The 22,883-nt window shown below is 61.7% G+C and carries 24 protein-coding genes; 11 read left to right on the top strand and 13 right to left on the bottom strand.

All coding sequences use genetic code 11. The annotated features are described in order from the left end of the window. Position 1: 1 nt before the first annotated feature. On the bottom strand, positions 2 to 952 hold the full coding sequence (locus tag LOY31_RS02975; protein ID WP_007950610.1) for a DnaJ C-terminal domain-containing protein: 951 nt from the start codon (positions 950 to 952) through the stop codon (positions 2 to 4). 293 nt (positions 953 to 1,245) lie between these two features. Between LOY31_RS02975 and LOY31_RS02970 the strand changes: the two genes are divergently transcribed. Next, positions 1,246 to 2,520 carry an Hsp70 family protein gene (locus LOY31_RS02970; protein WP_221534721.1) on the top strand — a complete coding sequence of 425 codons (1,275 nt, stop codon included), beginning with the start codon at positions 1,246 to 1,248 and terminating at the stop codon, positions 2,518 to 2,520. A gap of 126 nt (positions 2,521 to 2,646) precedes the next feature. Here the strand turns inward: LOY31_RS02970 and LOY31_RS02965 are convergent, their stop codons facing one another. The 3 genes from LOY31_RS02965 to LOY31_RS02955 all read right to left on the bottom strand — a co-directional run bounded on the left by LOY31_RS02965 (position 2,647) and on the right by LOY31_RS02955 (position 4,922). Then, positions 2,647 to 3,660 (bottom strand): AI-2E family transporter, encoded by a 1,014-nt coding sequence (locus tag LOY31_RS02965; protein WP_007950612.1) that lies wholly within the window; start codon positions 3,658 to 3,660, stop codon positions 2,647 to 2,649. Between the two features lie 98 nt (positions 3,661 to 3,758). Next, positions 3,759 to 4,064 carry a PsiF family protein gene (locus LOY31_RS02960; protein WP_064379136.1) on the bottom strand — a complete coding sequence of 102 codons (306 nt, stop codon included), beginning with the start codon at positions 4,062 to 4,064 and terminating at the stop codon, positions 3,759 to 3,761. A 63-nt stretch (positions 4,065 to 4,127) separates the two neighbouring features. Continuing rightward, positions 4,128 to 4,922: a helix-turn-helix transcriptional regulator gene (locus tag LOY31_RS02955; RefSeq protein WP_258712812.1), complete on the bottom strand. Its 795-nt coding sequence runs from the start codon at positions 4,920 to 4,922 to the stop codon at positions 4,128 to 4,130. Between the two features lie 98 nt (positions 4,923 to 5,020). On the opposite strand from LOY31_RS02955, the gene LOY31_RS02950 reads away from it, so the two are divergent. Beyond that, the gene (locus LOY31_RS02950) at positions 5,021 to 5,908 is read left to right on the top strand and encodes a DMT family transporter (protein ID WP_085609214.1); all 888 of its coding nucleotides are present in this window, start codon (positions 5,021 to 5,023) and stop codon (positions 5,906 to 5,908) included. A 96-nt stretch (positions 5,909 to 6,004) separates the two neighbouring features. On the opposite strand, the gene LOY31_RS02945 is transcribed toward LOY31_RS02950, so the two are convergent. From LOY31_RS02945 to LOY31_RS02935, 3 genes are all read right to left on the bottom strand, one after another. Beyond that, on the bottom strand, positions 6,005 to 6,895 hold the full coding sequence (locus LOY31_RS02945; RefSeq protein WP_258712811.1) for a triacylglycerol lipase: 891 nt from the start codon (positions 6,893 to 6,895) through the stop codon (positions 6,005 to 6,007). A gap of 91 nt (positions 6,896 to 6,986) precedes the next feature. Next, positions 6,987 to 7,292: a multidrug efflux SMR transporter gene (locus tag LOY31_RS02940; protein ID WP_007950617.1), complete on the bottom strand. Its 306-nt coding sequence runs from the start codon at positions 7,290 to 7,292 to the stop codon at positions 6,987 to 6,989. Then, the gene (locus tag LOY31_RS02935; RefSeq protein WP_085609212.1) at positions 7,293 to 7,931 is read right to left on the bottom strand and encodes an FMN-dependent NADH-azoreductase; all 639 of its coding nucleotides are present in this window, start codon (positions 7,929 to 7,931) and stop codon (positions 7,293 to 7,295) included. Between the two features lie 119 nt (positions 7,932 to 8,050). Here LOY31_RS02935 and LOY31_RS02930 point away from each other — a divergent pair, with 119 nt between their 5' ends. Both LOY31_RS02930 and LOY31_RS02925 read left to right on the top strand, forming a co-directional pair. Continuing rightward, positions 8,051 to 8,953 carry a LysR substrate-binding domain-containing protein gene (locus LOY31_RS02930; RefSeq protein ID WP_115076369.1) on the top strand — a complete coding sequence of 301 codons (903 nt, stop codon included), beginning with the start codon at positions 8,051 to 8,053 and terminating at the stop codon, positions 8,951 to 8,953. A 98-nt stretch (positions 8,954 to 9,051) separates the two neighbouring features. Further along, positions 9,052 to 9,582 carry a bacterioferritin gene (locus tag LOY31_RS02925; RefSeq protein WP_064379129.1) on the top strand — a complete coding sequence of 177 codons (531 nt, stop codon included), beginning with the start codon at positions 9,052 to 9,054 and terminating at the stop codon, positions 9,580 to 9,582. A gap of 154 nt (positions 9,583 to 9,736) precedes the next feature. Here the strand turns inward: LOY31_RS02925 and LOY31_RS02920 are convergent, their stop codons facing one another. Beyond that, the gene (locus tag LOY31_RS02920; protein ID WP_258712810.1) at positions 9,737 to 11,812 is read right to left on the bottom strand and encodes an AsmA family protein; all 2,076 of its coding nucleotides are present in this window, start codon (positions 11,810 to 11,812) and stop codon (positions 9,737 to 9,739) included. Between the two features lie 382 nt (positions 11,813 to 12,194). On the opposite strand from LOY31_RS02920, the gene LOY31_RS02915 reads away from it, so the two are divergent. The 7 genes from LOY31_RS02915 (at position 12,195) to LOY31_RS02885 (ending at position 17,378) form a co-directional block, all read left to right on the top strand. Continuing rightward, entirely contained in the window at positions 12,195 to 12,659 is a 465-nt protein-coding gene (locus LOY31_RS02915; RefSeq protein ID WP_258712809.1) for a hypothetical protein, read from the top strand. A gap of 172 nt (positions 12,660 to 12,831) precedes the next feature. Next, positions 12,832 to 13,464: a TetR family transcriptional regulator gene (locus tag LOY31_RS02910; protein ID WP_007950628.1), complete on the top strand. Its 633-nt coding sequence runs from the start codon at positions 12,832 to 12,834 to the stop codon at positions 13,462 to 13,464. Positions 13,465 to 13,741: 277 nt separating this feature from the next. After that, entirely contained in the window at positions 13,742 to 14,242 is a 501-nt protein-coding gene (gene ureE / locus LOY31_RS02905; protein WP_007950631.1) for an urease accessory protein UreE, read from the top strand. After that, the gene (locus tag LOY31_RS02900; protein ID WP_258712808.1) at positions 14,239 to 14,913 is read left to right on the top strand and encodes an urease accessory protein UreF; all 675 of its coding nucleotides are present in this window, start codon (positions 14,239 to 14,241) and stop codon (positions 14,911 to 14,913) included. Before ureE ends, LOY31_RS02900 begins: the two co-directional genes overlap by 4 nt. A gap of 22 nt (positions 14,914 to 14,935) precedes the next feature. After that, a complete protein-coding gene (gene ureG / locus LOY31_RS02895; RefSeq protein ID WP_008001031.1) occupies positions 14,936 to 15,550 on the top strand; it encodes an urease accessory protein UreG in 615 nt (204 codons plus the stop codon). A 27-nt stretch (positions 15,551 to 15,577) separates the two neighbouring features. Then, positions 15,578 to 16,150, top strand: coding sequence for a HupE/UreJ family protein (locus tag LOY31_RS02890; protein WP_064379124.1), 573 nt, complete (start codon positions 15,578 to 15,580; stop codon positions 16,148 to 16,150). A 100-nt stretch (positions 16,151 to 16,250) separates the two neighbouring features. Further along, positions 16,251 to 17,378, top strand: a complete 1,128-nt coding sequence (locus LOY31_RS02885; RefSeq protein ID WP_258712807.1) for an AGE family epimerase/isomerase — start codon at positions 16,251 to 16,253, stop codon at positions 17,376 to 17,378. An 82-nt stretch (positions 17,379 to 17,460) separates the two neighbouring features. Here LOY31_RS02885 and LOY31_RS02880 read toward each other — a convergent pair whose 3' ends face one another. The 5 genes from LOY31_RS02880 to livM all read right to left on the bottom strand — a co-directional run bounded on the left by LOY31_RS02880 (position 17,461) and on the right by livM (position 22,883). Then, positions 17,461 to 18,366 (bottom strand): cation diffusion facilitator family transporter, encoded by a 906-nt coding sequence (locus tag LOY31_RS02880; RefSeq protein ID WP_221534727.1) that lies wholly within the window; start codon positions 18,364 to 18,366, stop codon positions 17,461 to 17,463. A gap of 130 nt (positions 18,367 to 18,496) precedes the next feature. Then, positions 18,497 to 19,261 (bottom strand): SDR family oxidoreductase, encoded by a 765-nt coding sequence (locus LOY31_RS02875; protein ID WP_011332209.1) that lies wholly within the window; start codon positions 19,259 to 19,261, stop codon positions 18,497 to 18,499. Between the two features lie 738 nt (positions 19,262 to 19,999). After that, entirely contained in the window at positions 20,000 to 20,716 is a 717-nt protein-coding gene (locus LOY31_RS02870) for an ABC transporter ATP-binding protein (protein ID WP_007950655.1), read from the bottom strand. Then, positions 20,713 to 21,585, bottom strand: coding sequence for an ATP-binding cassette domain-containing protein (locus tag LOY31_RS02865; protein WP_007950657.1), 873 nt, complete (start codon positions 21,583 to 21,585; stop codon positions 20,713 to 20,715). Before LOY31_RS02865 ends, LOY31_RS02870 begins: the two co-directional genes overlap by 4 nt. Beyond that, positions 21,582 to 22,883 carry a high-affinity branched-chain amino acid ABC transporter permease LivM gene (livM, locus tag LOY31_RS02860; RefSeq protein ID WP_007950660.1) on the bottom strand — a complete coding sequence of 434 codons (1,302 nt, stop codon included), beginning with the start codon at positions 22,881 to 22,883 and terminating at the stop codon, positions 21,582 to 21,584. The genes LOY31_RS02865 and livM overlap by 4 nt, the downstream gene beginning before the upstream one ends.

Raw genomic sequence — 22,883 nt, 5'->3', positions numbered from 1 at the left:
ATCAGAAGTTCTCTCGCGGATTGAAGGCGGCCTTCTTCGCCAGTTCCTGCCACAGCGCCTTGACGTCATCGCCGTTGGCTTTCGGCATCACGGCCTTGAGCTGGACGAACAGATAACCGCGTTCGCCGGCCTTGTTCTGCAAGCCATGGCCCTTGGCGCGCATGCGCTGGCCGTTCTGGCTGCCGGCCGGGACCTTGAGGTTGATCTTGCCGGTCAGGGTCGGCACGGCCACTTCGGCGCCCAGCGCCAGCTCCCAGGGAGCGAGCGGCAAGGTGATGATCAGGTTTTCGCCTTCAACGTCGAATTTCGGGTGCGGCGCGAAACGGATGGTCAGGTACAGATCGCCATTGGCGCCGCCACCGATGCCCGGTGCGCCCTGGCCCTTGAGGCGAATGCGCTCGCCGTCGGTCACGCCCGCCGGGATCTTCACGTTCAGGCTCTTGCTGGTGTTGCTGACGTGCTGGCCTGAGCCGTTGTATTGCGGCACCTGGAAGCTGATCTTTTTCGATTCGTTCGAAAGCGTCTCTTCCAGAAAGATCGGCAGTTCCAGTTCCACGTCTTGCCCTCGCCGTCCGGCGCTGCGGGATTGCCGGCCAGCGCCGCCACCGAAACCGGGGCCGCGATTGCCGAAGATCGAACTGAAGAAGTCCGAGAAGTCACCGGTGTCGCCACCGCCGCCGCCAAAGCCGCCACGGCTCTGCCAACCCGGTGGACCCTGGAACGGCTGACCGTGCTGGCCGTAACGGCGCAGGTCATCGTATTCAGCGCGTTTGTCGGCACTTTTCAGCGCTTCATAGGCTTCCGAGGCGTCCTTGAACTTGGCCTCGGCGTCCTTTTCCTTGCTGACATCGGGGTGGTATTTGCGCGCCAGCTTGCGATAGGCAGCCTTGATTGCCTTGTCGTCAGCCGTCGGCTCCACGCCGAGTATCTTGTAATAGTCTTTGAAGTCCATCGAAGGAATCACCATCCGTTATCGATTTCGCGCCGATGCCAGCATGCGCCGATTCGCGCAAGGCTGGTTGACCGATCTCAAGGTTGTGACCGGGTGGCGCAGCAGAAGTTTATCGGCAGTGGACGGCGGTTCTTGCGACCGCCGGTATGTCTGCCGGCCCATGCCAGCAAGTTTGGGGCAAAGCGGCGAGTTTCAAGCAAGCTTAGACGTGAAATAGCAGATGACCGGCCTTCGAATCTGTCGCGCACTGACATACACTGCGCGGCCGTTTTTTTGACCGGAACCGAAAGACCATGAAAGACGCCTCTCCAGCCCGTGCCTGCGGCATCGACTTCGGCACGTCCAACTCCACCGTCGGCTGGCTGCGCCCCGGCGTGGAAACGATGATCGCGCTGGAAGACGACAAGATCACCCTGCCGTCGGTGGTCTTCTTCAACATCGAGGAGCGCCGCCCGGTTTACGGCCGTCTGGCGCTGCACGAGTACCTGGAAGGCTACGAAGGCCGGCTGATGCGCTCGCTCAAGAGCCTGCTCGGTTCCAAGCTGATCAAACACGACACCAGCGTCCTCGGCACCGCGATGCCGTTCAAGGACTTGCTCGGGCTGTTCATCGGCCAGCTCAAGAGCCGCGCCGAAGCGGCCGCCGGTCGTGAGTTCGAGCAGGTGGTGCTGGGCCGTCCGGTGTTCTTCGTCGACGACGATCCGCTGGCCGACCAGGAAGCCGAAGACACCCTGGTGGAAGTGGCGCGCAAGCTCGGCTTCAAGGACGTTTCGTTCCAGTACGAGCCGATTGCCGCGGCCTTCGACTACGAGTCGACCATCGAAAAGGAAGAGCTGGTACTGATCGTCGACATCGGCGGTGGTACGTCGGACTTCTCGCTGGTGCGCCTGTCGCCCGAGCGTCGCGGTGTGGATAACCGTCACGATGACATTCTCGCCACCGGCGGCGTGCACATCGGCGGGACCGACTTCGACAAACAGTTGAGCCTGCAAGGCCTGATGCCGCTGTTCGGCTACGGCAGCCGCATGAAGAGCGGTGCATTCATGCCGACCAGCCACCACATGAACCTGGCGACCTGGCACACCATCAACTCGGTGTACTCGCAGAAATCGACCCTGGCCCTGGGCAGCATGCGCTACGACATCGAAGACACCGGCGGCATCGACCGTCTGTTCAAGCTGATCGAGCAGCGCGCCGGGCACTGGCTGGCGATGGAAGTGGAAGAAACCAAGATCCAGCTGACCCACAACGACAGCCGTCATGTGCCGCTGGACCGCATCGAGTCGGGCCTGAGCGTGGAACTGACCCGGGCGCTGTTCGAGTCGGCCATCGAGTCGCAGCTCGAGCGCGTGCGCGGCAGCGTCACCCGGTTGCTGGCGGACGCCAATGTGGCGGTGGGTCAGGTTGATACGGTGTTCTTCACCGGTGGTTCGAGCGGTATTCCGGCACTGCGCAACAGCGTCTCGGCGATGCTGCCGAACGCGCGGCATGTTGAAGGGAATATCTTTGGCAGTATCGGTAGCGGTCTGGCGATCGAGGCCATGAAACGCTATGGCTCGGTGAACTGACACCGCACGAAGATCGTTCCCACGCTCTGCGTGGGAATGCAGCCCGGGACGCTCTGCGTCCCAAAGCGGACGCAGAGCGTCCATTGAGGCATTCCCACGCAGAGCGTGGGAACGATCAAGCCTGGATCAAACCATCCCGCCCAGCTTCAACTCACTCTTCAGATACGCGTAATAGATCGGCCCCGCCACCACCCCCGGCAGGCCGAACGCGGCCTCGAACACCAGCATTGCCAGCAGCAACTCCCAGGACTTGGCACTGATCTGCCCGCCGACGATGCGCGCGTTGAGAAAGTATTCCAGCTTGTGGATAAAGATCAGGTAGCCCAGCGCCGCAATCGCCACCCAGATCGACAGCGACAGACCGACGATGGTAATCAGCGTGTTCGACATCAGGTTGCCGATCACCGGCAGCAGACCGAGCAGGAAGGTCAGCACGATCAGGGTCTTGGTCAGCGGCAGCTTGATCCCGAACATCGGCAGGATCACCGCCAGGAAAATCCCGGTGAAGAAGGTGTTGAGCAGGGAAATCTTGATCTGCGCGAACACGATGTTGCGAAACGCCTGAACCAGCAGGTGCAGACGGTCGAACAGCGCGGCCGCCAGCGGCTTGCGCTTGGTGACGTCCGGCACGCGCTGCAAGGCGATGATCGCGCCCAGCACCATGCCGATCAGCAGCGTCACGAACATGTGCGCCGCGTCCTTGCCCACCAGTTGCAGGTCGGACAGGTGTTTGCTCGCCCATTCACCGATGGCCACACGGAACTCGGCGGCACTGGCCGGCAGGTAGCTGTCGAGAAACGGCGGCAGTTGCCCGCGCGCGCGGTCGACCACGCCCATGAATTTATCGAGGGAAGCCCCGGGGTTTTCCGCCTCGTGCAGCAGGAAACTGATGGCCCCGGCAAAGATCAGCGCCAGCACACTCACCACCAGCGTGCCCAGCAGCGCCACCGCCAGCCAGCGCGCGCGCCGGCCTTCGATCAGACGTTGCAGTTGCGGGGTGAGCATGTTGACCAGTTCGAACACCAGCAAGCCGGCCAGCAGACTGGGCAGCAAACGCAATGGCAACACCAGCAACAGACCGCCGAAAATGATGATGCAACTGACCCAGAACACTACATGACGCTCAGAAAACGTTGGCATACAGCCTCAAAACGAACGGCGTAAAAGGATTGGCAGTCTGCCAGCGATCCGGCGCCGAAGCGAGCGGATGCCCTGCCGCTCGCTGCGATCTGTCGATCTTATTTTTTCTTCAGACAATCACTCATGAACGTCTTGCGCGCATCACCCGTCAGCGCCTTGGTCTTGGCATCGGCATTACAGGTTTTCATCTTTTCCTGCTGCGGGGTCAGGGCCTTGGCGTCGTTGGCCGCCGGGGCTGCCTTGAGGCAGGTGCTCATGAAGGCTTTGCGCTCGTCGCCCTTGAGGCTCTTGGCCGTGGCGTCGGCGTTGCAGGTGGTCATCTTGTTCTGTTGCGCCGTGGCGGCGAAACCCTGGGAGCACAGCAGCAGACCGATCATCAACAAAGGGACACGCAGCATCTTCATGGAGTTTTCTCCTTGGCGCCGCCTCGATGGAGGTGGCCTCTGCTGGAGTGTAGTCAAAGCTTGTTACACCTTCCTAGCCTCAAGATGGCTGCGCCGATACTGCTCCGGGGTACATCCAGCCTGCCGGGCAAACATGGCGATGAAGGCCGAGCCGCTGCTGTAGCCGAGATCAAAAGCGATTTCCTGCACGCTGCGCGCAGACTCCAGCGCCTCGATCGCCGCAAGATAACGCAGCCGCTGACGCCATTCGCCGAAACTCATCCCCAGCTCCCGCACGAATTGCCGGGCCAGGGTGCGCTCGCTGACATGCACCTGCGCCGCCCAGTGCGCCAGCGGCTGGTTGTTGCCGGGCTCGGCCTGCAGGGTTTCGAGGATGGTCAGCAATCCGGGGCTGCTGGCGTAGGGCAGATAGCATTGGTGAACCGGCGCCTGGCGCAATTGATCCACCAACACTTGGGCCAGGCGCTGGTCGGCTTCGAACGCGGGAATCTTCACATCACGGGCGGCGAAGTCCTTGAGGATCGCTTTGAGAATATCGCTGATTGCCAGGGTGCAGGCCTGCGCCGGCAAATCGGAACAGACATCCGGCGCCAGACACACCGCCCGATAGTTGACCGGTTGATGGCTGTAGAAACTGGGCTCCACCTGCGGCGGCACCCACACCGCGTATTGCGGCGGCGACATGAAGCGGCTGCCGTCGACATCCATGTGCAGCACGCCGTGGGCCGCGTACTCCAGCGTGCCCCACGGATGGCGGTGCGGCGCGGCGTATTCATGGGCGTTGAAGTCGGCATAGCGGAAATACACCGCTGACGGCAGTTCGCTGAAATCCAGCAGATCGATGTGTTTACTGTTCATGCTGTCCGGAATCAGGGGCGGGTTGTCCGGTTCGCAGTATAGGCCTGCATCCAGACAGGGGATAATCACCGTTCATCAACGTACTGGTTTCTCCTCCCATGCAATACGCGTTTCCCCTGCTGGCGATTTTCATCTGGGCCGGCAACACCGTGATCAACAAGCTGGCCGTTGGCGCGATCTTCCCCGCCGAGATCGGCTTCTACCGCTGGCTGCTCGCCGGCCTGCTGTTCACGCCGTTCATGCTCAGGAAGGTAATCGCGCACTGGCCGCAGATCCGCCCGAACCTGGGCAAGATTTTCATCCTTGGCGTGCTGGGCATGGCGGTCTATCAGAGCCTGGCGTACTTCGCCGCGACCATGACCAGCGCCACCAACATGGGCATCATCCTGTCGCTGATGCCGTTGATGTCGCTGGCCATGGCGATCATCAGCCTCGGCCAGCGCCTGACCGCCGGTGCGCTGGTCGGTGCGGTGCTGTCATTCGCCGGTGTGCTGGTGGTGGTGTCGTCCGGCAGCCTCGGCGCACTGCTGCAACACGGGGTGAACCTGGGTGACGCGATGATGCTGGTCGCCACCCTCGCCTACGCGATCTACAGCACCCTGCTGAAAAAATGGCAACTGCGCCTGCCGCCGCTGGTGTTGCTGTATTTGCAGGTGCTGGTGGCGGTAGTGGTGCTGTTTCCGCTGTACGTCATGTCGCCGAAAACCGGCCTGACCCTGCAGAACATTCCGCTGGTGCTGTACGCGTGCCTGCTGGCCTCGATGCTCGCGCCGCTGGCCTGGATGCAGGCCGTACAGCGCCTGGGCCCGAGCCGGACCACGTTGTTCTTCAACCTGCTGCCGTTGATCACCGCGCTGATTGCAGCGGTGGTATTGAAGGAACAGCTGGCGATGTATCACCTGGTCGGTGGCTTGCTGACGCTGGGCGGGGTGATTCTTTCCGAGCGCTGGACGACGGTGCTCGGCCGCAAACTCAGCGTCGCCTGATCTGGCCTCTTCGCGAGCAAGCCCGCTCCCACATTTGGAATGCGTTCCCCTGTGGGAGCGGGCTTGCTCGCGAAGAACGATGACGCGGTCTGACTGCTAGACCCCGGCGGCTTTCAACCGCGCGGCATGCTCGACGAACAGCCGCACCGGGTCCGCGCCTTTGCCGACCAGTCCCAGCGACTGGTTGACGATGTCGAAGTGATCCATCGGGTAGTCATCGCCGATGACCGTGCCCAGGTGCGAGCTGTAGCGTCCGACCATGCCATCGCACTGCCCAGGCTCGCGCACAAAGGTCTTGGCAAACAACCGGCAACTGCGATTGGTGCCATCGAACAGGTTGCCACCACGATCGGTCTTGCCCGGCTGCAAGGTGCCGGACCACGAGTAATAACGCACGCCGTTGACCTCTTCCGGCCCGTGCCCGCCCCAGGTATCAGGCAGGCCCTGTGGATAACGCTGATTGAACAGCGCCACGCCTTCAGTGGTCAGGGAATGGTGCGAGGCATGGATATCCACCGGCAGTTTCGGCCCGTGGTAGCCGGTTTCCAGCAGCGCCATCAGCCAGCCGACAAAACGCAACAGCGCCTCGAGGATTCGGCCCTTGGCGCTGTCCGCCGGATAATGCTTCGCCAGATAGTCGGCCAGTTCCGAACCGTGATTGGGCCCGGCCACCGAGGTCACCGATGCCACCAGATCCGGACGCTTGGCCGCCGCATAACGCGCCGTCAGCGAGCCTTGGCTATGGCCGAACAGATTGACCTTGGCCGCACCGGTCTCGCGCAGGATTTCATCGATGCGCGTCAGCAACTGCTCGCCGCGCACTTCGGTGGAATTGAGCGGCGACACCTGCACCGCAATCACCGTCGCACCACCCCGGCGCAACGCTTTGATGATCCCGTACCAGTACGGGTACAGCACCAGACGGATGAAACCGAGCATTCCCGGCACCAGCACCAGTGGGTAACGTGTGGCCGAATCTTGCGACATGGGCAAACATCCTTGTGGTCGGTGAGTGGATGCAGGGCCTGCAAAACGCCCGCCAAGCATCCTCCTCGATGATGACAACTCCACGACCAGCCTACTTCAGCCCCACCACCCCCGCCACAATCAGTCCCACCGACAACAACTTCACCAGCGTCAGGCTCTCGCCCAGCAGCGCGAAACCGAGAAACACCGTGCCGAGCGAGCCGATGGCCGTCCAGATCGGATAGGCGATGCTCACCGGCAACTCGCGCATCGCCAGGGTCAGGAAATAGATCCCGCCCACCGCCGCAACCACGGTGATCAGCGACGGCCACAGCCGGGTGAAACCCTCGGCGTACTTCATGCCCATGGCGAAGGTGACCTCGAACCCGGCTGCGATCAGCAGAAACAGCCAGGCCACCTAGAACTCCCGGGCGAGGTCGAGCAAGCGCTGCTCGGCCTCGGCCACCGACACCGCGAAGGTGCGTTCGGCGGATTCCTCGCCCTCGGCCGCGACCACCGTGACGTCGTTGATGCCGATGAAGCCCAGCGCGGTGCGCAGCCATGGATCGGCGTGGTTCAGCGCCTCCAGCTCGCCACCCGGGCCGAAACCAAAACCGCCGCGACTGGTGACGATCAGCGCCTTCTTGCCGTGCAACAGCGGCGTGTACTGGGCGATGCCATTGTCCAGGGTATGGTCGAACGTCAGGCCCAACCGCACGATCTGATCGACCCAGGCCTTGAGGCCGCTGGGTACATTGAAGTTGTACATCGGCGTGGAAATCAGCAGCAGGTCGTGATCGAACAACTCGCCCACCAGTTGATCGCTGAGCGCCAGATCGGCCTGCATCGTCAGCGGCCGAGCCTCGGGCTCCGGGTAAAACGCCGCTGCGACAAACGCTTCATTCACTGCCGGAATCAACGCCCGCCCGACTTCACGGCGAGTGACCTGAGCCTGTGGATGACGGACTTGCCAGGCGCTGAGAAAACTTTCCGCCAGACGACGCGAATGGGAGCGTTCACCGCGTGGGCTGGCATGGATCGCAAGAATCTTGCTCATCTGAATCTCCTTGGGACTAGACTTGAGTGACTGTGTGGCGCCAGATTGCTGCCATTAAGTCGCCGCCTCAAATGAGCAAAAATCAGTCGGGATGAATTGATTTCATCCGTGGAGTTTTCATGTTCGCTGCCTTGCCCCTGACCGCCCTGCGCGCGTTCGAATCAGCCTCGCGCCTGTTGAGCTTCAAGGCGGCCGCCGAAGAACTGGCGGTGACGCCGACGGCGATTTCCCATCAGATCCGCTCGCTGGAGGACTGGCTCGGCGTGGCGCTGTTCGAACGCCTGCCGCGTCAGGTGCGCCTGACCGAGGGCGGCGAGCGGCTGTTTCGCAGCCTGCATGGGGCATTTCTGGAAGTGGCGCAAAGCGTTGATACCCTGCGCCCGCAACGCAGTGGCAGCAGCCTGACGCTGTCGACCACCGCCGCGTTCGCTGCGTTGTGGCTGGTGCCACGTCTGGGACGGTTTTACGCTAAACACCCGAACATCAATGTGCGGCTGGACACCCATTGCGAAGTGATCGACCTGCATCAGGACGCCAGCGTCGATCTGGTGTTGCGCTACAGCCTCGACGATTACCCGAACCTCTACGGGCTGTGCCTGTTCGATGAATCGTTCGGCGTGTACGGCTCGCCGGAACAGGTGGCGCTGGCCGCCCGTCGCACCCCGGCGCTGATCAGCGTGCGCTGGCACAACTCAAAGCTCTACGCCCACGGCTGGGAGGCGTGGTGCGCGCAGTCAGGCGAGAACTGGTTGAATCAGCAACCGGCCGTCCGCGAATACGACGAAGAACATTACGCCCTGCAAGCGGCCATCGCCGGTCAGGGGTTGGTGCTGGCGAGCAACATCCTCGTCTCGGAGAGCGTCGCCAGCGGTCTGCTGGTGCCGTACAAGGGCGAGGTGCAGGTCGACGGCGCCGGTTACAGCGCGCTGTGTGTGCCGGGCCGCGAGCGGCATCCACCGGTGAAAGCGTTTTTTGCCTGGCTGCGTGAAGAGGCGCAGCTTTCCGGGCATGTCCCGCGCTGAATCCGACAAAACTTTTTGCAGCGTTCATCACTCACAACCTGGTAACGATCACGTCAGCAGAACGTGACGCCAATCGGATTAGCCTCCAGGAGACTGAAATGAGTGACCTGCATTTGTCTGATGTTCAAACCCTGCGCGAGCGCGCACGCCAGCACGTGGAAAATGGCGCAGTGACCGAAAGCTACAGCGCCAACCGTGAAGAAGTGCTGCGCCTGCTCAACGAATCGCTGGCCACTGAACTGGTCTGCGTCCTGCGCTACAAGCGCCACTACTTCATGGCCAACGGCCTGAAAGCCAACGTCGCCGCCGACGAGTTCCTCGAGCACGCCACTCAGGAAGCCGAACACGCCGATCGTCTGGCCGAGCGCATCGTGCAACTGGGCGGCGAGCCCGAGTTCAATCCTGACCTGCTGTCGAAGATGTCCCACGCGCAATACGTGGCCGGCAACACCTTGAAGGAAATGGTTTACGAAGACCTGGTGGCCGAACGGATCGCCATCGACAGCTATCGCGAGATCATCCAGTACATCGGTGAAAAGGATCCGACCACGCGCCGGATCTTCGAAGACATCCTGGCTCAGGAAGAAGAGCATGCGGATGACATGGCCGATATCCTGAAAGACCTCTAATCCCCGCTCCCCCGCTGACCGATCGTTCCCACGCTCTGCGTGGGAATGCATCCCGGGACGCTCCGCGTCCCAAGAGCGGACGCAGAGCGTCCATTGCGGCGTTCCCACGCAGACGGTTCGACGCCTCGACGTGGGAACGATCGGGTTGCAGCGATTACTTGGTGGGTTTGACGGTCACCGGCGCCTTGCCCGCCTTCATCTGTTCCAGCAACGGCGCGCACTGATTCGGCTCGCCACCACTCGGCGCCACCAGCGCCAGCAGTCCCGCCGCCGGTGCAGCGATCACGCCCAACGCCACCATCCCCGCCCCGCGCAGAATCAGCGGCACCGCTTTCACCCCGGCATCCGGCTTGATGAACTTGCCACGCACGTACAGCGGCGAACGCAGGGAAATCAGACGCCAGCCCTTGGACTCCGGCGTCACCGTCAGATCCAGTTGCTCGGTGGCCATGTTCGCTGTGCCATCGATGTAGATGATTGCGTTCTCGGTATCGAACACAAACAGCCGCGTACTCGCCAGGCCGGTCTTGATGTCGAAGTCCGCCGCCGCGCAGTTGATCTTCACTTCCTTGTCGCCAAAGATCTTGCCGACCACGTAGTTGCCGACGTTGAGCCCTGCCAGCTCCATCAACTCGCGACTGATCGCGCCGTCGTTGATCAGCATCTTCAGATTGCCGTTGGCGCCGCCCAGCAGTTTGGCCACCGAGTTGCCGCGACCGGCGATCTCGGCATCGCCGTTGAGCTCGCCGAAACTGGTCTTCATCGGTTCGAAGGTCGGGAACAGTTGCTTGAGCTTGAACTTGCGCGCGGTCAGTTTGGCCCGGCCTTCCAGCGGCTCGGTGCGCCCGTTGAGGCGAATCTGCGCGTCGAGGTTGCCACCGGCCACGCCGAAACGCAGCGGCTCCAGACTCAGTTCGCCGTCGTTGAGTTTGAGATGGGTATAGAGGTCGGTGAACGGCAGTTCCTCACTGTGGACGATGCGCTTGCCGGTGAATTCGACGTCAGCGTCCATGTCACGCCAGCGCTCGGTCTTGAATTCTTCCACCGGCAAGACTTTGTCCGCCGGCTGTTTGCTTTCGCCGCCACGGGCTTTCTGCTTGGCATTGGAGTCGGCACCGATCAGCGGCGCGAGGTCGGCAAACAACAGTTGATTGGACAGCAACGCACCACTCAGCTTGGGCCGTGGCTGGCTGGCGACGTAGGCCAGATCGCCATGGATGTCGCTGCTGCCGATCTTGCCGTTGAACTGCTCATAGCGGAACTGCGCGCCGCCCGGCTCATGCAGCTTGGCGATCAAATGGCCGTCGGTAGCGTACGGCGGGGTGTCCGGCAGGGTCACGCCGGTCAGCGGATACAGATTGCCGAGGCTGGCGCCCGCCAGTTTCAGGCGCAGGTCGAGGGCGCCGAGATTCAGCGGATCGGTCAGGGTGCCGGCGAGTTCGACGCTGGTATCGCCGATCTTCGCCTGGGCTTGCAACGGGAACGGTTTGCTCGCGTCCTGCAGGGCCAGCAAGCCGCCGATCTTGCCCTGGCCGGCGAGTTTCTGGCCGTGATACTGGCCGGTGACTTTCAGGCCAAAGGCGTAATCCTGCGGTGCACCGCCCTTGTCCTGTGCGGTTTTCGCCGCTTTGTCGCCGACGATGTCGCTGAACGGAATCGGCTTGCCCAGCGGGTCGATCAGCAGGTCGAGGTTGGTCTTGAGGGTCTGGTCATCGAGGGTGACGTGGCCCTTGTCGAAGCCGATGGCGCCGATGTCGACCACCCAGTTCGACGGCTCGGCATTCGGGTCCTTGGGGTCGAACTTGAAGGTCCAGTTGGCGCGGCCGTCGGCCAGGCGCTGCAATTGCGCGTTGGGTTCGGTCAGGTCGATCCGTGGAATCGTCACCCGCTGCGCCAGCAAAGCCAGTGGCGAAATGCGCAGCTCGACCCGTTTGAGGGTGACCATCTGCGGCTGTTTCGACCAGTCCGGATTGCCCAGCGTCAGGTCCTCGGCCACCACATGCGGCCACGGCACCCAGGCGCGCCAACCACCCTCGTCGAGTTCACGCCGCCAGACCACCGACAGGTTGCCGTTGATGGCGAACGGTCGATGCAGTTCTTCCGAAACTTTGGCGTTGAGCGGCGGTTTGATCCGGTTCCAGTCGAAGAACACGATAATCAACACCAGCACTGCCAGAAGCAGCACGAGGGTGGCGAAGGTCCAGGCGAAGATTTTACGCGTGCGCGTCATTGCACAAAGCTCCTGAAGACGACTGCATCCATTGGCACGACGCAGCTGAAACGACGGGCCGTGATGGCCCTCATGAAATCTGTGACTGACAAACAGCCCGCAGGTTTAATCCAAAGCCCCAGCGAGGGGAAAAAACGGTCGTCATTCTGACCGATCGGTCGATTTGGCGTTACCGGACCCGCACTTTTGCGGGGCGCGAGTGGGTGGAAAATACCCACCGCAGTGCAAAACCGCCCGCCTGAAACGCCCGAGCTAGAGCCTCCCAAGCGAACAATCAATTCTGTTGATTATTACCATTGTGTTTATGAACTTTTATATCGACTTATCGAGAGTAGCATTGCCCTCGTACCCACTTTATCGCCCTCCCAAGGAGCAACCCATCATGAAACGCCAACTTCTGTTCAGTCTTACCCTCTCGATGCTGGCCAGCACCGCTTTCGCCCTGCCAGCTGCCGAACAGGCTACCCCGCAAGTGAAATCCAGCCACTCGGTGTTCAGCCAGACTGTTGCCGCTGATGGCTCGGACCGCACTCCACAAGGCCAGACCCTGGCTGAAAACGGTCGCAACCGCCTGGAAGAAAAAGGTCTGGTTCAAGATGGCTATGACAAAACCCCACAAGGTCAAAGCGTAGCTGAAGGCGGCCGTGATCGTCTGGAAGAGAAAGGTCTGGTTCAAGACGGTTCGGATCGCACTCCACAAGGTCAAACCCTGGCTTCTGACGGTGGCGACCGTACCCCACAAGGTCAAACCCTGGCTGCTGACGGCTACGACAAAACCCCACAAGGTCAAACGCTGGCCGAAGGTGGTGGTGACCGTGTGATCGAACGCAACAGCGCTTTGAGCTAAGCCCATGGCGGCCTGGAAAAAAAGCCCAATCCCCGGATTGGGCTTTTGACTTTTCAGCAGCCTGTATAAAGAAGTCGCGATTTCCCGCTTTCATCCCCCCCTGCCGTTCGACGCCGACAAAGCCGATTTGCTAGAGTGCGGCGCTTGTCTTGCCTAAGAACACTCCCTTGCGATGCTGCCCCGCGCCGAACAGAAACAACAGACCCGCAACGCCCTGATGGACGCTGCCCGCCACCTGATGGAAAGCGGCCGAGGATTCGGCAGCCTGAGCCTGCGTGAAGTGACGAAAACCGCCGGCATCGTGCCCACCGGTTTCTACCGGCATTTCGCCGACATGGACGAACTCGGCCTGGTGCTGGTCAGTGAAGTCGGCCAGACCTTCCGCGAAACCATCCGCCTGGTACGCCACAACGAATTTGTCATGGGCGGCATCATCGATGCGTCGGTGCGAATCTTTCTCGATGTGGTCAGCGCCAACCGTTCGCAATTTCTGTTTCTGGCCCGCGAGCAGTACGGCGGATCGTTGCCGGTGCGTCAGGCCATTGGCCGTTTGCGGGAGGACATCAGCTCCGACCTGGCGGCGGACCTGGCCTTGATGCCCAAGCTGCAGCACCTCAATCGCGAGGGCCTGAGCGTGATGGCCGACCTGATCGTCAAATCGGTGTTCGCCACCCTGCCGGACATCATCGACCCGCCCGCCGAAGCCCTGCCCGAGCATCTGACGCCCCAGGCGAAGATCACCCAGCAGTTGCGCTTCATCTTTATCGGGTTGAAGCATTGGCAAGGGCTCGGCAGTACCGAGTAATCCTCCAGCCCCCCAATCACCCTGTGGGAGCGAGCCTGCTCGCGATAGCGGTGTATCAGTCAACTCGATGCTGACTGAGCGCACGCCATCGCGAGCAGGCTCGCTCCCACACTGGCTCCGGTTTGGTGCATGTAAAAAACTTCATGCACCAAAACACCCCACAATCCTGCAACATCTTGAAACATCCACTAGTCTCCGACAGGGTTTTCCTACGCTTCGTCCGATTGGCAAGCCCCTTGCTCTAGCCTGAGCATTGTCCACTGCTGGAAGCTTTCCGATGCTGGTGATTCATCGCAGAATCGACCCCCAACCCGTCTGGGCCGCCGAGTTGCACCTGACCTTCGAAGCCAGGAGCAAAAGCCGCCTGCGCTGTTTCAGTGCCGAAGGCGAAGACGTCGGACTGTTTCTGGAGCGCGGTCAGCCGCCGCTGTATGACGGCGAATGCCTGCAAGCCGAAGATGGCCGGATCGTCCGGGTCTGCGCCCGTCCCGAACAATTGCTGCACGTCACCTGCGCCAACGCCTTTGAACTGACCCGCGCCGCCTATCACCTGGGCAATCGCCATGTAGCGCTGCAAGTCGGTGACGGCTGGTTGCGCCTGCTCGACGATTACGTGCTCAAGGCGATGCTCGAACAGCTCGGCGCCGCCGTGGAATCGATCGAAGCGCCGTTCCAGCCGGAACACGGCGCCTACGGCGGCGGCCATCATCACTCGCGACACGGTGACGAAGACTTCAACTACGCGCCGAAACTCCACCAGTTCGGCGTCCGTTTGTGAACCCGGCCTGGGCGCTGCTGCGCCTGGCCAGTCCGCAATTGCCGATTGGCGGCTACAGCTATTCCCAGGGCCTGGAAATGGCGGTGGATAACGGCCGCGTCGACAGCCCGGACAGCGCCCGTCGCTGGATCAGCGATCAATTGCTGCTCAACCTCGCGCGGTTCGAGGCGCCCATGCTGCTCGCCCATTGCCAGGCCGCCGCGGATGAAAACTGGGATGAGTTGCGCAAGCTCTGCGAAAGCCACCGCGCCAGCCGCGAAACCCGCGAACTGCATCTGGAGAGCCGGCAGATGGGCTACTCGTTGCAGCAATTGCTCAACGGCCTGCCCGAACTCGATCAGCCCGCGCGGGACTTTCTCGAACACTGCGCCGAGCCGCACCTGGCCCTGTGCTGGGCCTTGGCGGCTCGCGCCTGGCAGATCAGCCCGCAGGACGCCCTCGCCGCGTGGCTGTGGAGCTGGCTGGAAAACCAGCTCGCGGTGCTGATGAAAACCCTGCCGCTGGGCCAGCAAGCCGCCCAGCGCCTGACCAGTGAACTGCTGCCGCTGCTGCAACAGGCGCAGCAGGATGCCACCCGAATCAATCCCGAACACCTCGGCAGCGCCGCGTTCGGTCTGTCCCTGGCGTGCATGGCCCATGAGCGCCAGTACAGCCGCCTGTTCCGTTCCTAGGGCCTTTTATCTGGAGAATCACATGAACACACAACCCCTGCGCGTCGGCATCGGCGGCCCGGTCGGTTCCGGCAAGACCGCGTTGACCCTGGCCCTGTGCCTGGCCCTGCGCGAACGCTACAACCTGGCAGTGGTGACCAACGACATCTACACCCGCGAAGACGCCGACTTTCTGGTGCGCAACGAAGCGTTGGCACCGGAACGCATCATCGGCGTGGAAACCGGTGGCTGCCCGCACACCGCGATCCGCGAAGACGCTTCGATCAACCTCGAAGCGGTGGATCAACTGAACCGGCGCTTTCCGGGGCTGGACCTGATTCTGGTGGAGTCCGGTGGCGACAATCTTTCCGCCACCTTCAGCCCGGAACTGTCCGACCTGACCATCTACGTGATCGACGTTTCGGCCGGCGACAAACTCCCACGCAAGGGCGGGCCCGGCATTTGCAAATCCGACCTGCTGGTGATCAACAAGATCGACCTCGCGCCGCTGGTCGGCGCCTCGCTGGAGATGATGAACAGCGACACCCAACGCATGCGCAACGGCAAGCCGTTCGTGTTCAGCAACCAGAAAACCGGTCAGGGCCTGGAAGAAATCATTGCCTTCATCGAACGCCAGGGCCTGCTGACCGCAGCCTGATTCACTGATCAACAAGGAAGCTTATCCATGACACTCAAACGCATTCTCGGCGCCGTCGCACTGCTGCTGACACCGGCCTTGGCCTTCGCCCACCCCGGCCACGGCGACTCTGGCCTGGTGGCCGGCATCAGCCACCCGATCGGCGGCCTCGACCATTTGCTGGCGATGGTGGCCGTCGGTTTGTGGGCGGCGCAGCAGCAAGGCGCGGCGCGCTGGGCGCTGCCCTGCACCTTCGTCGGCACCATGCTGATCGGCGGCCTGCTCGGCTTTGAAGGGCTGGAGTTGCCGGCGCTGGAAAGCGGGATTGCCGCCTCGGTGCTGGCGCTGGGTCTGGCGGTGGCGCTGGCCGTGCGTCCGCCACTGGTGATGGCGGTGGCGGCAACGGCGCTGTTTGCGCTGTTCCATGGCGTGGCCCATGGCCTGGAGCTGCCGGACATGTCGAGCCCTTGGGCGTATGCCGCCGGTTTCGTGGTCGCGACAGCTGCGCTGCATGCGGCGGGTTATGCCGTCGTGCGTTTTCTGCCTCAGGCGGCCGCGCCGCTGGTTCGACTGGCCGGAGCGGCTTCGGCGGTGACCGGCGCGTGGTTGCTGGCCGGCTGAATGGCACCTCTGATCGTTCCCGCGCATGGCGCGGGAACGATCGATCGCCACTCTCTGCTACCATGTCGCGCAATCGCCCCTGCCGTGACGACGTCCGCCCATGCCCCACGCTTCCCGCTCCACCTCCCTGCCTGAACTGACCGCCCTGTTCGGCGAAGTGCAACAGCACTTTCTGAACGTGATCGTGCCCCTCTGGCAAGGACCGGGCTGGAACGCCGACATGGCGTTGCCTTACGAGGCGCTGGACGCCGCGCATCAGCCGCTGCCACCGCAGCGCTACCGGGCGATGGCCTGCGCACGACAGCTGTACCTGTTTTCCAGCCTGATCGGGGTTGTGGATAACGCCGAAGCCCGCGCGGCTGCTCTGTTCCGTTCCCTGCAACGGCACTTTCATGATGCCGAGCACGGCGGCTGGTTCTACAGCATCGATCCGCAGGGCAAACCGCTGGATCAGCGCAAGGATCTCTACACCCACGCCTTCATCCTGTTCGCCTGCGCCCACTATTGGGACAAATCCCGTGAACCGTTGGTGGAATCGACCCTGAACGCCGCGCTCGAAGTTATCGGCCGACGATTCGCAACGGGCGACGGCCTCTACGAAGCCTGCCTCGACCGCGACTGGATCACGCTGGAAACCGGCCCGCTGCAAAACCCGCTGATGCACCTGGCCGAAGCCTTCCTGGCCACGTTGGCCGTGCGCGAAGATCCCCAGACCCAGCAGGCGCTGAGCGAGTTATGCACAGCCATGCACAAGCGCTTCATCGAACCGCAACAGGGCGTGTTGATGGAAAAGCCGCTGGGGGCTGTGGATAACTGGTTTGAGCCAGGGCATCAGTTTGAATGGTACTTCCTGCTCGAATCCTCGCCGCTGTTGCGCGGGTCGAAGCTGCACGCGGCACTGGATCGTGCGTTTGCCTTCACCGAACAACAGGGCGTCGAGGCCGACACCGGTGCGGTGCTGGCCATGCTTGATCCGCAAGGACACGGGAAGGATTCGACCCAGCGCATCTGGGCCCAGGCCGAATACCTGCGCGCCCTGACCTTGTGTCCGGGCAGTGAAAGCGCGGTGCTGCGCCAGTTGCAGGCGCTGCAACAGCGTTTCCTGCATGTCGGCGGCTGGCACGAGTGCCGTGACGATCAGGGTGAGGTCAGCCGCAAGGACATGCCGTCGACCACGCCGTATCACCTGGCGACGTGTTATGCCGGTCTGACTGAATATCTACGCTAACTGACCCTCCGCAATCGCCAGCAGGCTGGCTCCCACAGGATTTGCATTCCAATGTGGGAGCCAGCCTGCTGGCGATTGGTCCTCAGGCAATCCACTTCCGGTCGCCAGTGAAGCTGATGGTCAGCCAACGCGCCGCGTCCGGTTTGCCCAGCTTCGCGGAAATCTCCTCACGCAGCACATCCAGCTGGCCGACGCTCTGCAGCCGGTAATCCGCCGGCAACACCACATGAATCTCGATGAACCGCGCCCGCCCGTGCTTCTGCACGTAGGACACGTAATCGTCGAAACCATGCTCGACCTTCGCGGCGTCCATCACCTGGCGCACCTGATCGTCCAGCGTGTCCGGCGCAATGCCGAGCACGTCCCGCAGCGCCGGGCCGAGGATCTTGAACGCCGGCGGCAGCATGGTCAGAGCCAGCACGATGAGAATCAGCGGGTCGACGAACTTCGCCCACTCGCCATAACCCTGGGACTTGAGCAGCAACGCCGCGAGGAAACTGATCAACAGGCCCACCGACAACATCGCGTCCACCAGCCAGCTGATGTTGTCGAACTGGATGAGGCTCGACTTGAGCTTGCGATTGCGGTGCCGGACGTAGAAGAAGTAGGCGAACTCGACAACGGTGAATACCGCCGCGTAGATGATCACCAGCCCCAGTTCGATCTCACGACCACCGTTGATGATGCCGAACACACCGTTGAGAAAAGCGTAGATCGCGATCAACAGCAGGAAACTGCCCTCGATCAAAAGCACCATCGGCTCCAGATGCCAGAAGCCAAACTGGAAACGCTGGTTGCTTTGCTTGGCGATCAGCTTCGCGGTGATCAGCATCAGGACTTTGATGAAGGTTGCGATCAGCGAAAAAAAACCATCGAACAGGATGGACTGGGAACCCGAAACAAAACCGGTGACGATCCCGGCGATCGACACGGCCAACATCAGGATGGTCGATTGTTTGAGCAGCGACTGCTCACCTCGGTTACTCACTTTGACTCCTCGCAAAACCTTGAAAACCGCTGGGTGCGGTGGGGTTGTTGAGGGGTGAGTCTACCTTACTGCCAGAATTTGGCCGATTTGCCCTCTTCGCCAGCCGGCTGGCGAAGAGGGCAAAATCGTATCAAGCCTTGTTACGCTCGATGGCAAAACCGGCCCAGGTCTGGCTCACCGGCATCAGCTCCAGGCTGTTGATGTTGATGTGCGCCGGCGCATTCAGCACCCAGAAAATCGTCTCGGCGATGTCCTGCGGTTGGATCGGCTCGGCACCGGCGTAGGTCGCGTCGTAACGCGCCTGATCACCGGCGAAACGCACCAGCGAGAACTCGCTCTCGCACAGGCCCGGCTCGATGTTGCTGACACGCACGCCGGTGCCCTGCAGGTCGCAACGCAGGTTCAGCGAGAACTGTTTGACGAACGCCTTGGTCGCGCCGTAAACGTGGCTGCCCGGGTACGGATAGTTACCGGCGATGGAGCCGAGGTTGATGATGCCAGCGCCGCGACCGTGGGCGATCAGGCGTGGCAGCAACAGACGAGTGCTGTACATCAGGCCTTTGACGTTGGTGTCGACCATGGTGTCCCAATCGTCGAGGTCGCACTTCGGTGCAGGGTCCACGCCCAGCGCCAGCCCGGCGTTGTTGATCAGGCCGCGCAGTTTGGCGAACGACGGCGGCAGGTTGGCAATCGCCTCCTCCATCGCCTTGCGATCTCGCACGTCCAGCACCAGGCCATGCACTTCGGTCTGCTTCGACAGTTCGGCGCACAGCGCGTTGAGGCGTTCTTCACGACGACCGGTCAGCACCAGTTTCCAGCCGGCCTCGGCAAAACGACGGGCACAGGCTTCACCAAAACCGGAGGTCGCGCCGGTGATAAACAGGGTGTTGGACATCGTGTTCTCCTTGCTTCGGCCGCCGGGGCAGCCATTGGAATAGAAAATCAGCGGGCAGCATGCCCGGCCCCGCTTTAACCGGCAACCACCGAATCCTGCTCATTAATTGATCAACGGCCGCTACGCTATACGCGCCGTGGCCTGCAGCCATGTGCACGCACGTTATCCACAAGCCCTTCCACAGTTTCCGGGGCAAGTGGAAAAGCGCAAAGCCGCGCCACACAAGGCTTTGCGGGCGATCTGGAAAGTTTTTTGCTTGACCCTGAACAACCAGTTGTGCCGGGCAGGGCATTTTGCACGACCGGCCGGTCATGGCCATGATTGCGCGAGGCCAGCAATTACGGCCCTTAGCCGAGTCTTTCCAGAGTTTAATCACAGACTTATCCACAGGATTGACCACAGCCATCAGCGCTGTTTTGCGCCCCCATAAAAAGGTTGACAAACAGGCCTTCCTCTCAGCAAAAACACACTGCTCAAAAAACAACCACAGCGCTGCAAGCCACGAATTCAAAGGCTTTCAGCCAGCTACACCCACGTTATTCACAGCCAGCTCCACAGCAAACGGGGACAAGTCAAAACTGTGGAAAAACAGCCATTTGCAGCGGCTTTATGTCGCGCTTTGGCAGGTTGGCGATTTTGTTTTCCACAATTTTCCGAAAGTCCTGGTTTTCAGCGAACAAGCAGACGCAAAAAAGCCCCGACACTCACGCATCGGGGCTTGTGGACAACTTCAAACGATCAGTGACCGCCGAGGTAAGCGTTACGCACTTCCTCGTTCACCAGCAGCTCCTTGCCGGTGCCCGTCAGGCGAATCTCGCCGTTGACCATCACGTACGCCCGGTCGGACAGTTTCAACGCATGGTTAGCGTTCTGCTCGACGAGGAAAATGGTCATGCCGGTTTTCGCCAGTTCCCGCAGGGTGGCGAAGATCTGTTTCACCACGATCGGCGCCAGGCCCAGGCTCGGCTCATCCAGCAGCAACAGCTTGGGCCGGCTCATCAGCGCCCGGGCGATGGCGAGCATCTGCTGCTCGCCGCCGGACATGGTCATCGCGCGCTGCGTGCGGCGCTCTTCGAGCCGCGGGAACAGCTCGAACATGCGCTGCATGTCTTCCTTGGCGTACTTGTCGCCGATCGGAATGGTGCCCATTAGCAGGTTTTCCTCGACGGTCATGTCGGGAAATACCCGCCGCCCTTCCGGCGACTGCGCGATGCCGTTGGAGGCGATGTAGTGCGATGACTTGTGGGTAATGTCCACGCCCTGATACAGGATCTGCCCGCCCGCCGCCCGTGGCTGACCGAAGATCGACATCAGCAGGGTGGATTTGCCGGCACCGTTGGAGCCGATCAGGCTGACGGTTTCCCCTTCGTTGATCTGCAGCGAAACGCCTTTGAGGGCCTGGATCGGGCCGTAGAACACGTCCAGATCCTTGAGTTCGAGGATGGGTTGCGTCATACGACTTCCTCTTCGTCGGCGCCCAGGTAGGCAGCGATCACTTTCGGATCGTTTCGAATGGCATCCGGTCCGCCCTCGGCGATGACGATGCCGTGGTCCAGCACCACGATGTGATCGGAAATGCTCATTACCATGCCCATGTCGTGTTCGATCAGCACCACGGTCAGATCGTGCTCGTCGCGCAGCAGCCGGATCATCGCGCTCAGCGCTTCGGTTTCCTGAGGGTTGAGGCCGGCGGCCGGTTCGTCGAGGCAGATGATCTGCGGCCGCGTGCACATGGCCCGGGCGATTTCCAGACGGCGTTGCTGACCGTAGGAAAGCTCACCGGCCAGACGGTTGGCGCAGTCCACCAGATCCACCACTTCCAGCCAGTAGAACGCGCAGTCCAGCGCGTCGCTTTCAGCCTTGCGATAGCCCTTGGTGTTGAGGATGCCGGCCAGCATATTGCGGTTGACCCACATGTGCTGGGCCACAAGCAGGTTTTCCAGCACCGACATTTCCTTGAACAGGCGAATGTTCTGGAACGTCCGGGCCAGGCCCGCGCGGTTCACCAGATGAGTGCCGCCGAACATCTTGTAGTAGAGGCGACTGGCAAAGTTTTTCGGCGAGACGAAGTCGGTCGGTTTGAACGACTCGCCCAGCAACTGGATGACGTTGGTCTGCTGGCCGCGCACGTTGAGTTCGATCTTGCCGCCGGAAGCCTTGTAGAACCCGGTCAGGCAGTTGAACACCGTGGTCTTGCCGGCGCCGTTCGGGCCGATCAGGGCGAAGATCGAGTTGCGTTTGACCTTCAGGCTGACATCGCTCAAGGCCTTGATGCCACCGAAGTGCATCATCAGTTTTTCAACAGAGAGTACGACTTCACTCATGGCGCAGTCCTCTCATAGTGAATGGCACCTTTGCGTGGAGTGACCCCGGTACGGCTGATGCGGATCAGCCCGCGAGGTCGCCAGATCATCATCAACACCATCAGGATCCCGAACAGCAGCACGCGGTATTCGGCGAAGCCGCGCAGCAGTTCCGGAGCGACGGTCAGCACGAACGCTGCGATCACCACACCGATGGTCGAGCCCATGCCGCCGAGCACCACGATGGCGAGGATCAATGCCGATTCGAAGAAGGTGAACGAGGTCGGGTTGACGAAGCCTTGGTAAGTGGCGAAGAACACACCCGCCAGGCCCGCCGTGGACGCACCGATGGTGAACGCCGAGAGCTTGACCAGCACGTGGTTGAGGCCCATCGAGCGGCAGGCGATTTCGTCTTCACGCAGGGCTTCCCAGGCGCGGCCGACCGGCATCTTCACCAGACGATGCTTGATGTACAGCACGGCCAGTACCACCAGGAACAGCACCGCATAGATGAAGTAGTACTTCACGTCCGGGTTGTAGGCGATGCCGAAGAACTCGTGGAACGGCACCCCGCCATCCTTCGCCCGCTTGCCGAATTCCAGGCCGAAGAAGGTCGGCAGTGGCGCCGGCATGCCGTTCGGGCCGCCGGTCAGGGACAGCCAGTTATTGAGCACCAGACGAATGATTTCACCGAAGCCCAGGGTCACGATCGCCAGGTAGTCGCCGTGCAGGCGCAGCACCGGGAAACCGAGGATGCAACCGGCAAGGCCAGCGGTGATCGCCGCCAGCGGCAGCACGGTCCAGAAGCCCAGGCCGAGGTACTGATAACCGAGCGCCAGACCGTAGGCGCCGATGGCGTAGAACGCCACGTAACCGAGGTCGAGCAGGCCGGCCAGGCCGACCACGATGTTCAGTCCCAGCCCCAGCAGCACGTAGATCAAACCGAGGATGACCACGCCCAGCAGGTAGGAGTTGGACACGAACGGCACGGCCACGGCCAGCACGATCAGCAGCGGGATGATCCAGCGCAGGCGGGATTTGTGATCGGCGGGCAACACATGCACGCCGGAACCGGTGCTCTCGAATCCTTCGAGAATGCGCAGGCCCTTGGGGGTTTGCAGGAACAGGCTGAGGGCAAAACGGCCAGCCATGACGATGGCGATGATCCACGCCACGCGGGTCGGTTCGAGGTTGAAGCTGTAGCCGTCGAGTACCACGCCGACAATCGGCCCGAACACGATCAGGGCAATCAGACCGGCGAGAATCGCCTCAACCAGGCTTTTTTTGACATCAATGGATTTTGTAGTGGTTGAAGACAT

The organism is Pseudomonas sp. B21-021 (genome assembly GCF_024749205.1).
In the GTDB taxonomy this organism is placed as follows: Bacteria; Pseudomonadota; Gammaproteobacteria; order Pseudomonadales; family Pseudomonadaceae; genus Aquipseudomonas; species Aquipseudomonas paraglycinae.
Note: the sequence above shows the minus strand (reverse complement) of the source record. Positions and strands in the feature narration are given on the sequence as shown.

Excerpts from the sequence above, each read along its gene's own strand:
- LOY31_RS02975 (WP_007950610.1), bottom strand. The coding sequence starts at position 952 with ATGGACTTCAAAGACTATTACAAGATACTCGGCGTGGAGCCGACGGCT.
- LOY31_RS02970 (WP_221534721.1), top strand. The coding sequence starts at position 1,246 with ATGAAAGACGCCTCTCCAGCCCGTGCCTGCGGCATCGACTTCGGCACG.
- LOY31_RS02965 (WP_007950612.1), bottom strand. The coding sequence starts at position 3,660 with ATGCCAACGTTTTCTGAGCGTCATGTAGTGTTCTGGGTCAGTTGCATC.
- LOY31_RS02960 (WP_064379136.1), bottom strand. The coding sequence starts at position 4,064 with ATGAAGATGCTGCGTGTCCCTTTGTTGATGATCGGTCTGCTGCTGTGC.
- LOY31_RS02955 (WP_258712812.1), bottom strand. The coding sequence starts at position 4,922 with ATGAACAGTAAACACATCGATCTGCTGGATTTCAGCGAACTGCCGTCA.
- LOY31_RS02950 (WP_085609214.1), top strand. The coding sequence starts at position 5,021 with ATGCAATACGCGTTTCCCCTGCTGGCGATTTTCATCTGGGCCGGCAAC.
- LOY31_RS02945 (WP_258712811.1), bottom strand. The coding sequence starts at position 6,895 with ATGTCGCAAGATTCGGCCACACGTTACCCACTGGTGCTGGTGCCGGGA.
- LOY31_RS02935 (WP_085609212.1), bottom strand. The coding sequence starts at position 7,931 with ATGAGCAAGATTCTTGCGATCCATGCCAGCCCACGCGGTGAACGCTCC.
- LOY31_RS02930 (WP_115076369.1), top strand. The coding sequence starts at position 8,051 with ATGTTCGCTGCCTTGCCCCTGACCGCCCTGCGCGCGTTCGAATCAGCC.
- LOY31_RS02925 (WP_064379129.1), top strand. The coding sequence starts at position 9,052 with ATGAGTGACCTGCATTTGTCTGATGTTCAAACCCTGCGCGAGCGCGCA.
- LOY31_RS02920 (WP_258712810.1), bottom strand. The coding sequence starts at position 11,812 with ATGACGCGCACGCGTAAAATCTTCGCCTGGACCTTCGCCACCCTCGTG.
- LOY31_RS02915 (WP_258712809.1), top strand. The coding sequence starts at position 12,195 with ATGAAACGCCAACTTCTGTTCAGTCTTACCCTCTCGATGCTGGCCAGC.
- LOY31_RS02910 (WP_007950628.1), top strand. The coding sequence starts at position 12,832 with ATGCTGCCCCGCGCCGAACAGAAACAACAGACCCGCAACGCCCTGATG.
- ureE (WP_007950631.1), top strand. The coding sequence starts at position 13,742 with ATGCTGGTGATTCATCGCAGAATCGACCCCCAACCCGTCTGGGCCGCC.
- ureG (WP_008001031.1), top strand. The coding sequence starts at position 14,936 with ATGAACACACAACCCCTGCGCGTCGGCATCGGCGGCCCGGTCGGTTCC.
- LOY31_RS02890 (WP_064379124.1), top strand. The coding sequence starts at position 15,578 with ATGACACTCAAACGCATTCTCGGCGCCGTCGCACTGCTGCTGACACCG.
- LOY31_RS02885 (WP_258712807.1), top strand. The coding sequence starts at position 16,251 with ATGCCCCACGCTTCCCGCTCCACCTCCCTGCCTGAACTGACCGCCCTG.
- LOY31_RS02875 (WP_011332209.1), bottom strand. The coding sequence starts at position 19,261 with ATGTCCAACACCCTGTTTATCACCGGCGCGACCTCCGGTTTTGGTGAA.
- LOY31_RS02870 (WP_007950655.1), bottom strand. The coding sequence starts at position 20,716 with ATGACGCAACCCATCCTCGAACTCAAGGATCTGGACGTGTTCTACGGC.
- LOY31_RS02865 (WP_007950657.1), bottom strand. The coding sequence starts at position 21,585 with ATGAGTGAAGTCGTACTCTCTGTTGAAAAACTGATGATGCACTTCGGT.
- livM (WP_007950660.1), bottom strand. The coding sequence starts at position 22,883 with ATGTCTTCAACCACTACAAAATCCATTGATGTCAAAAAAAGCCTGGTT.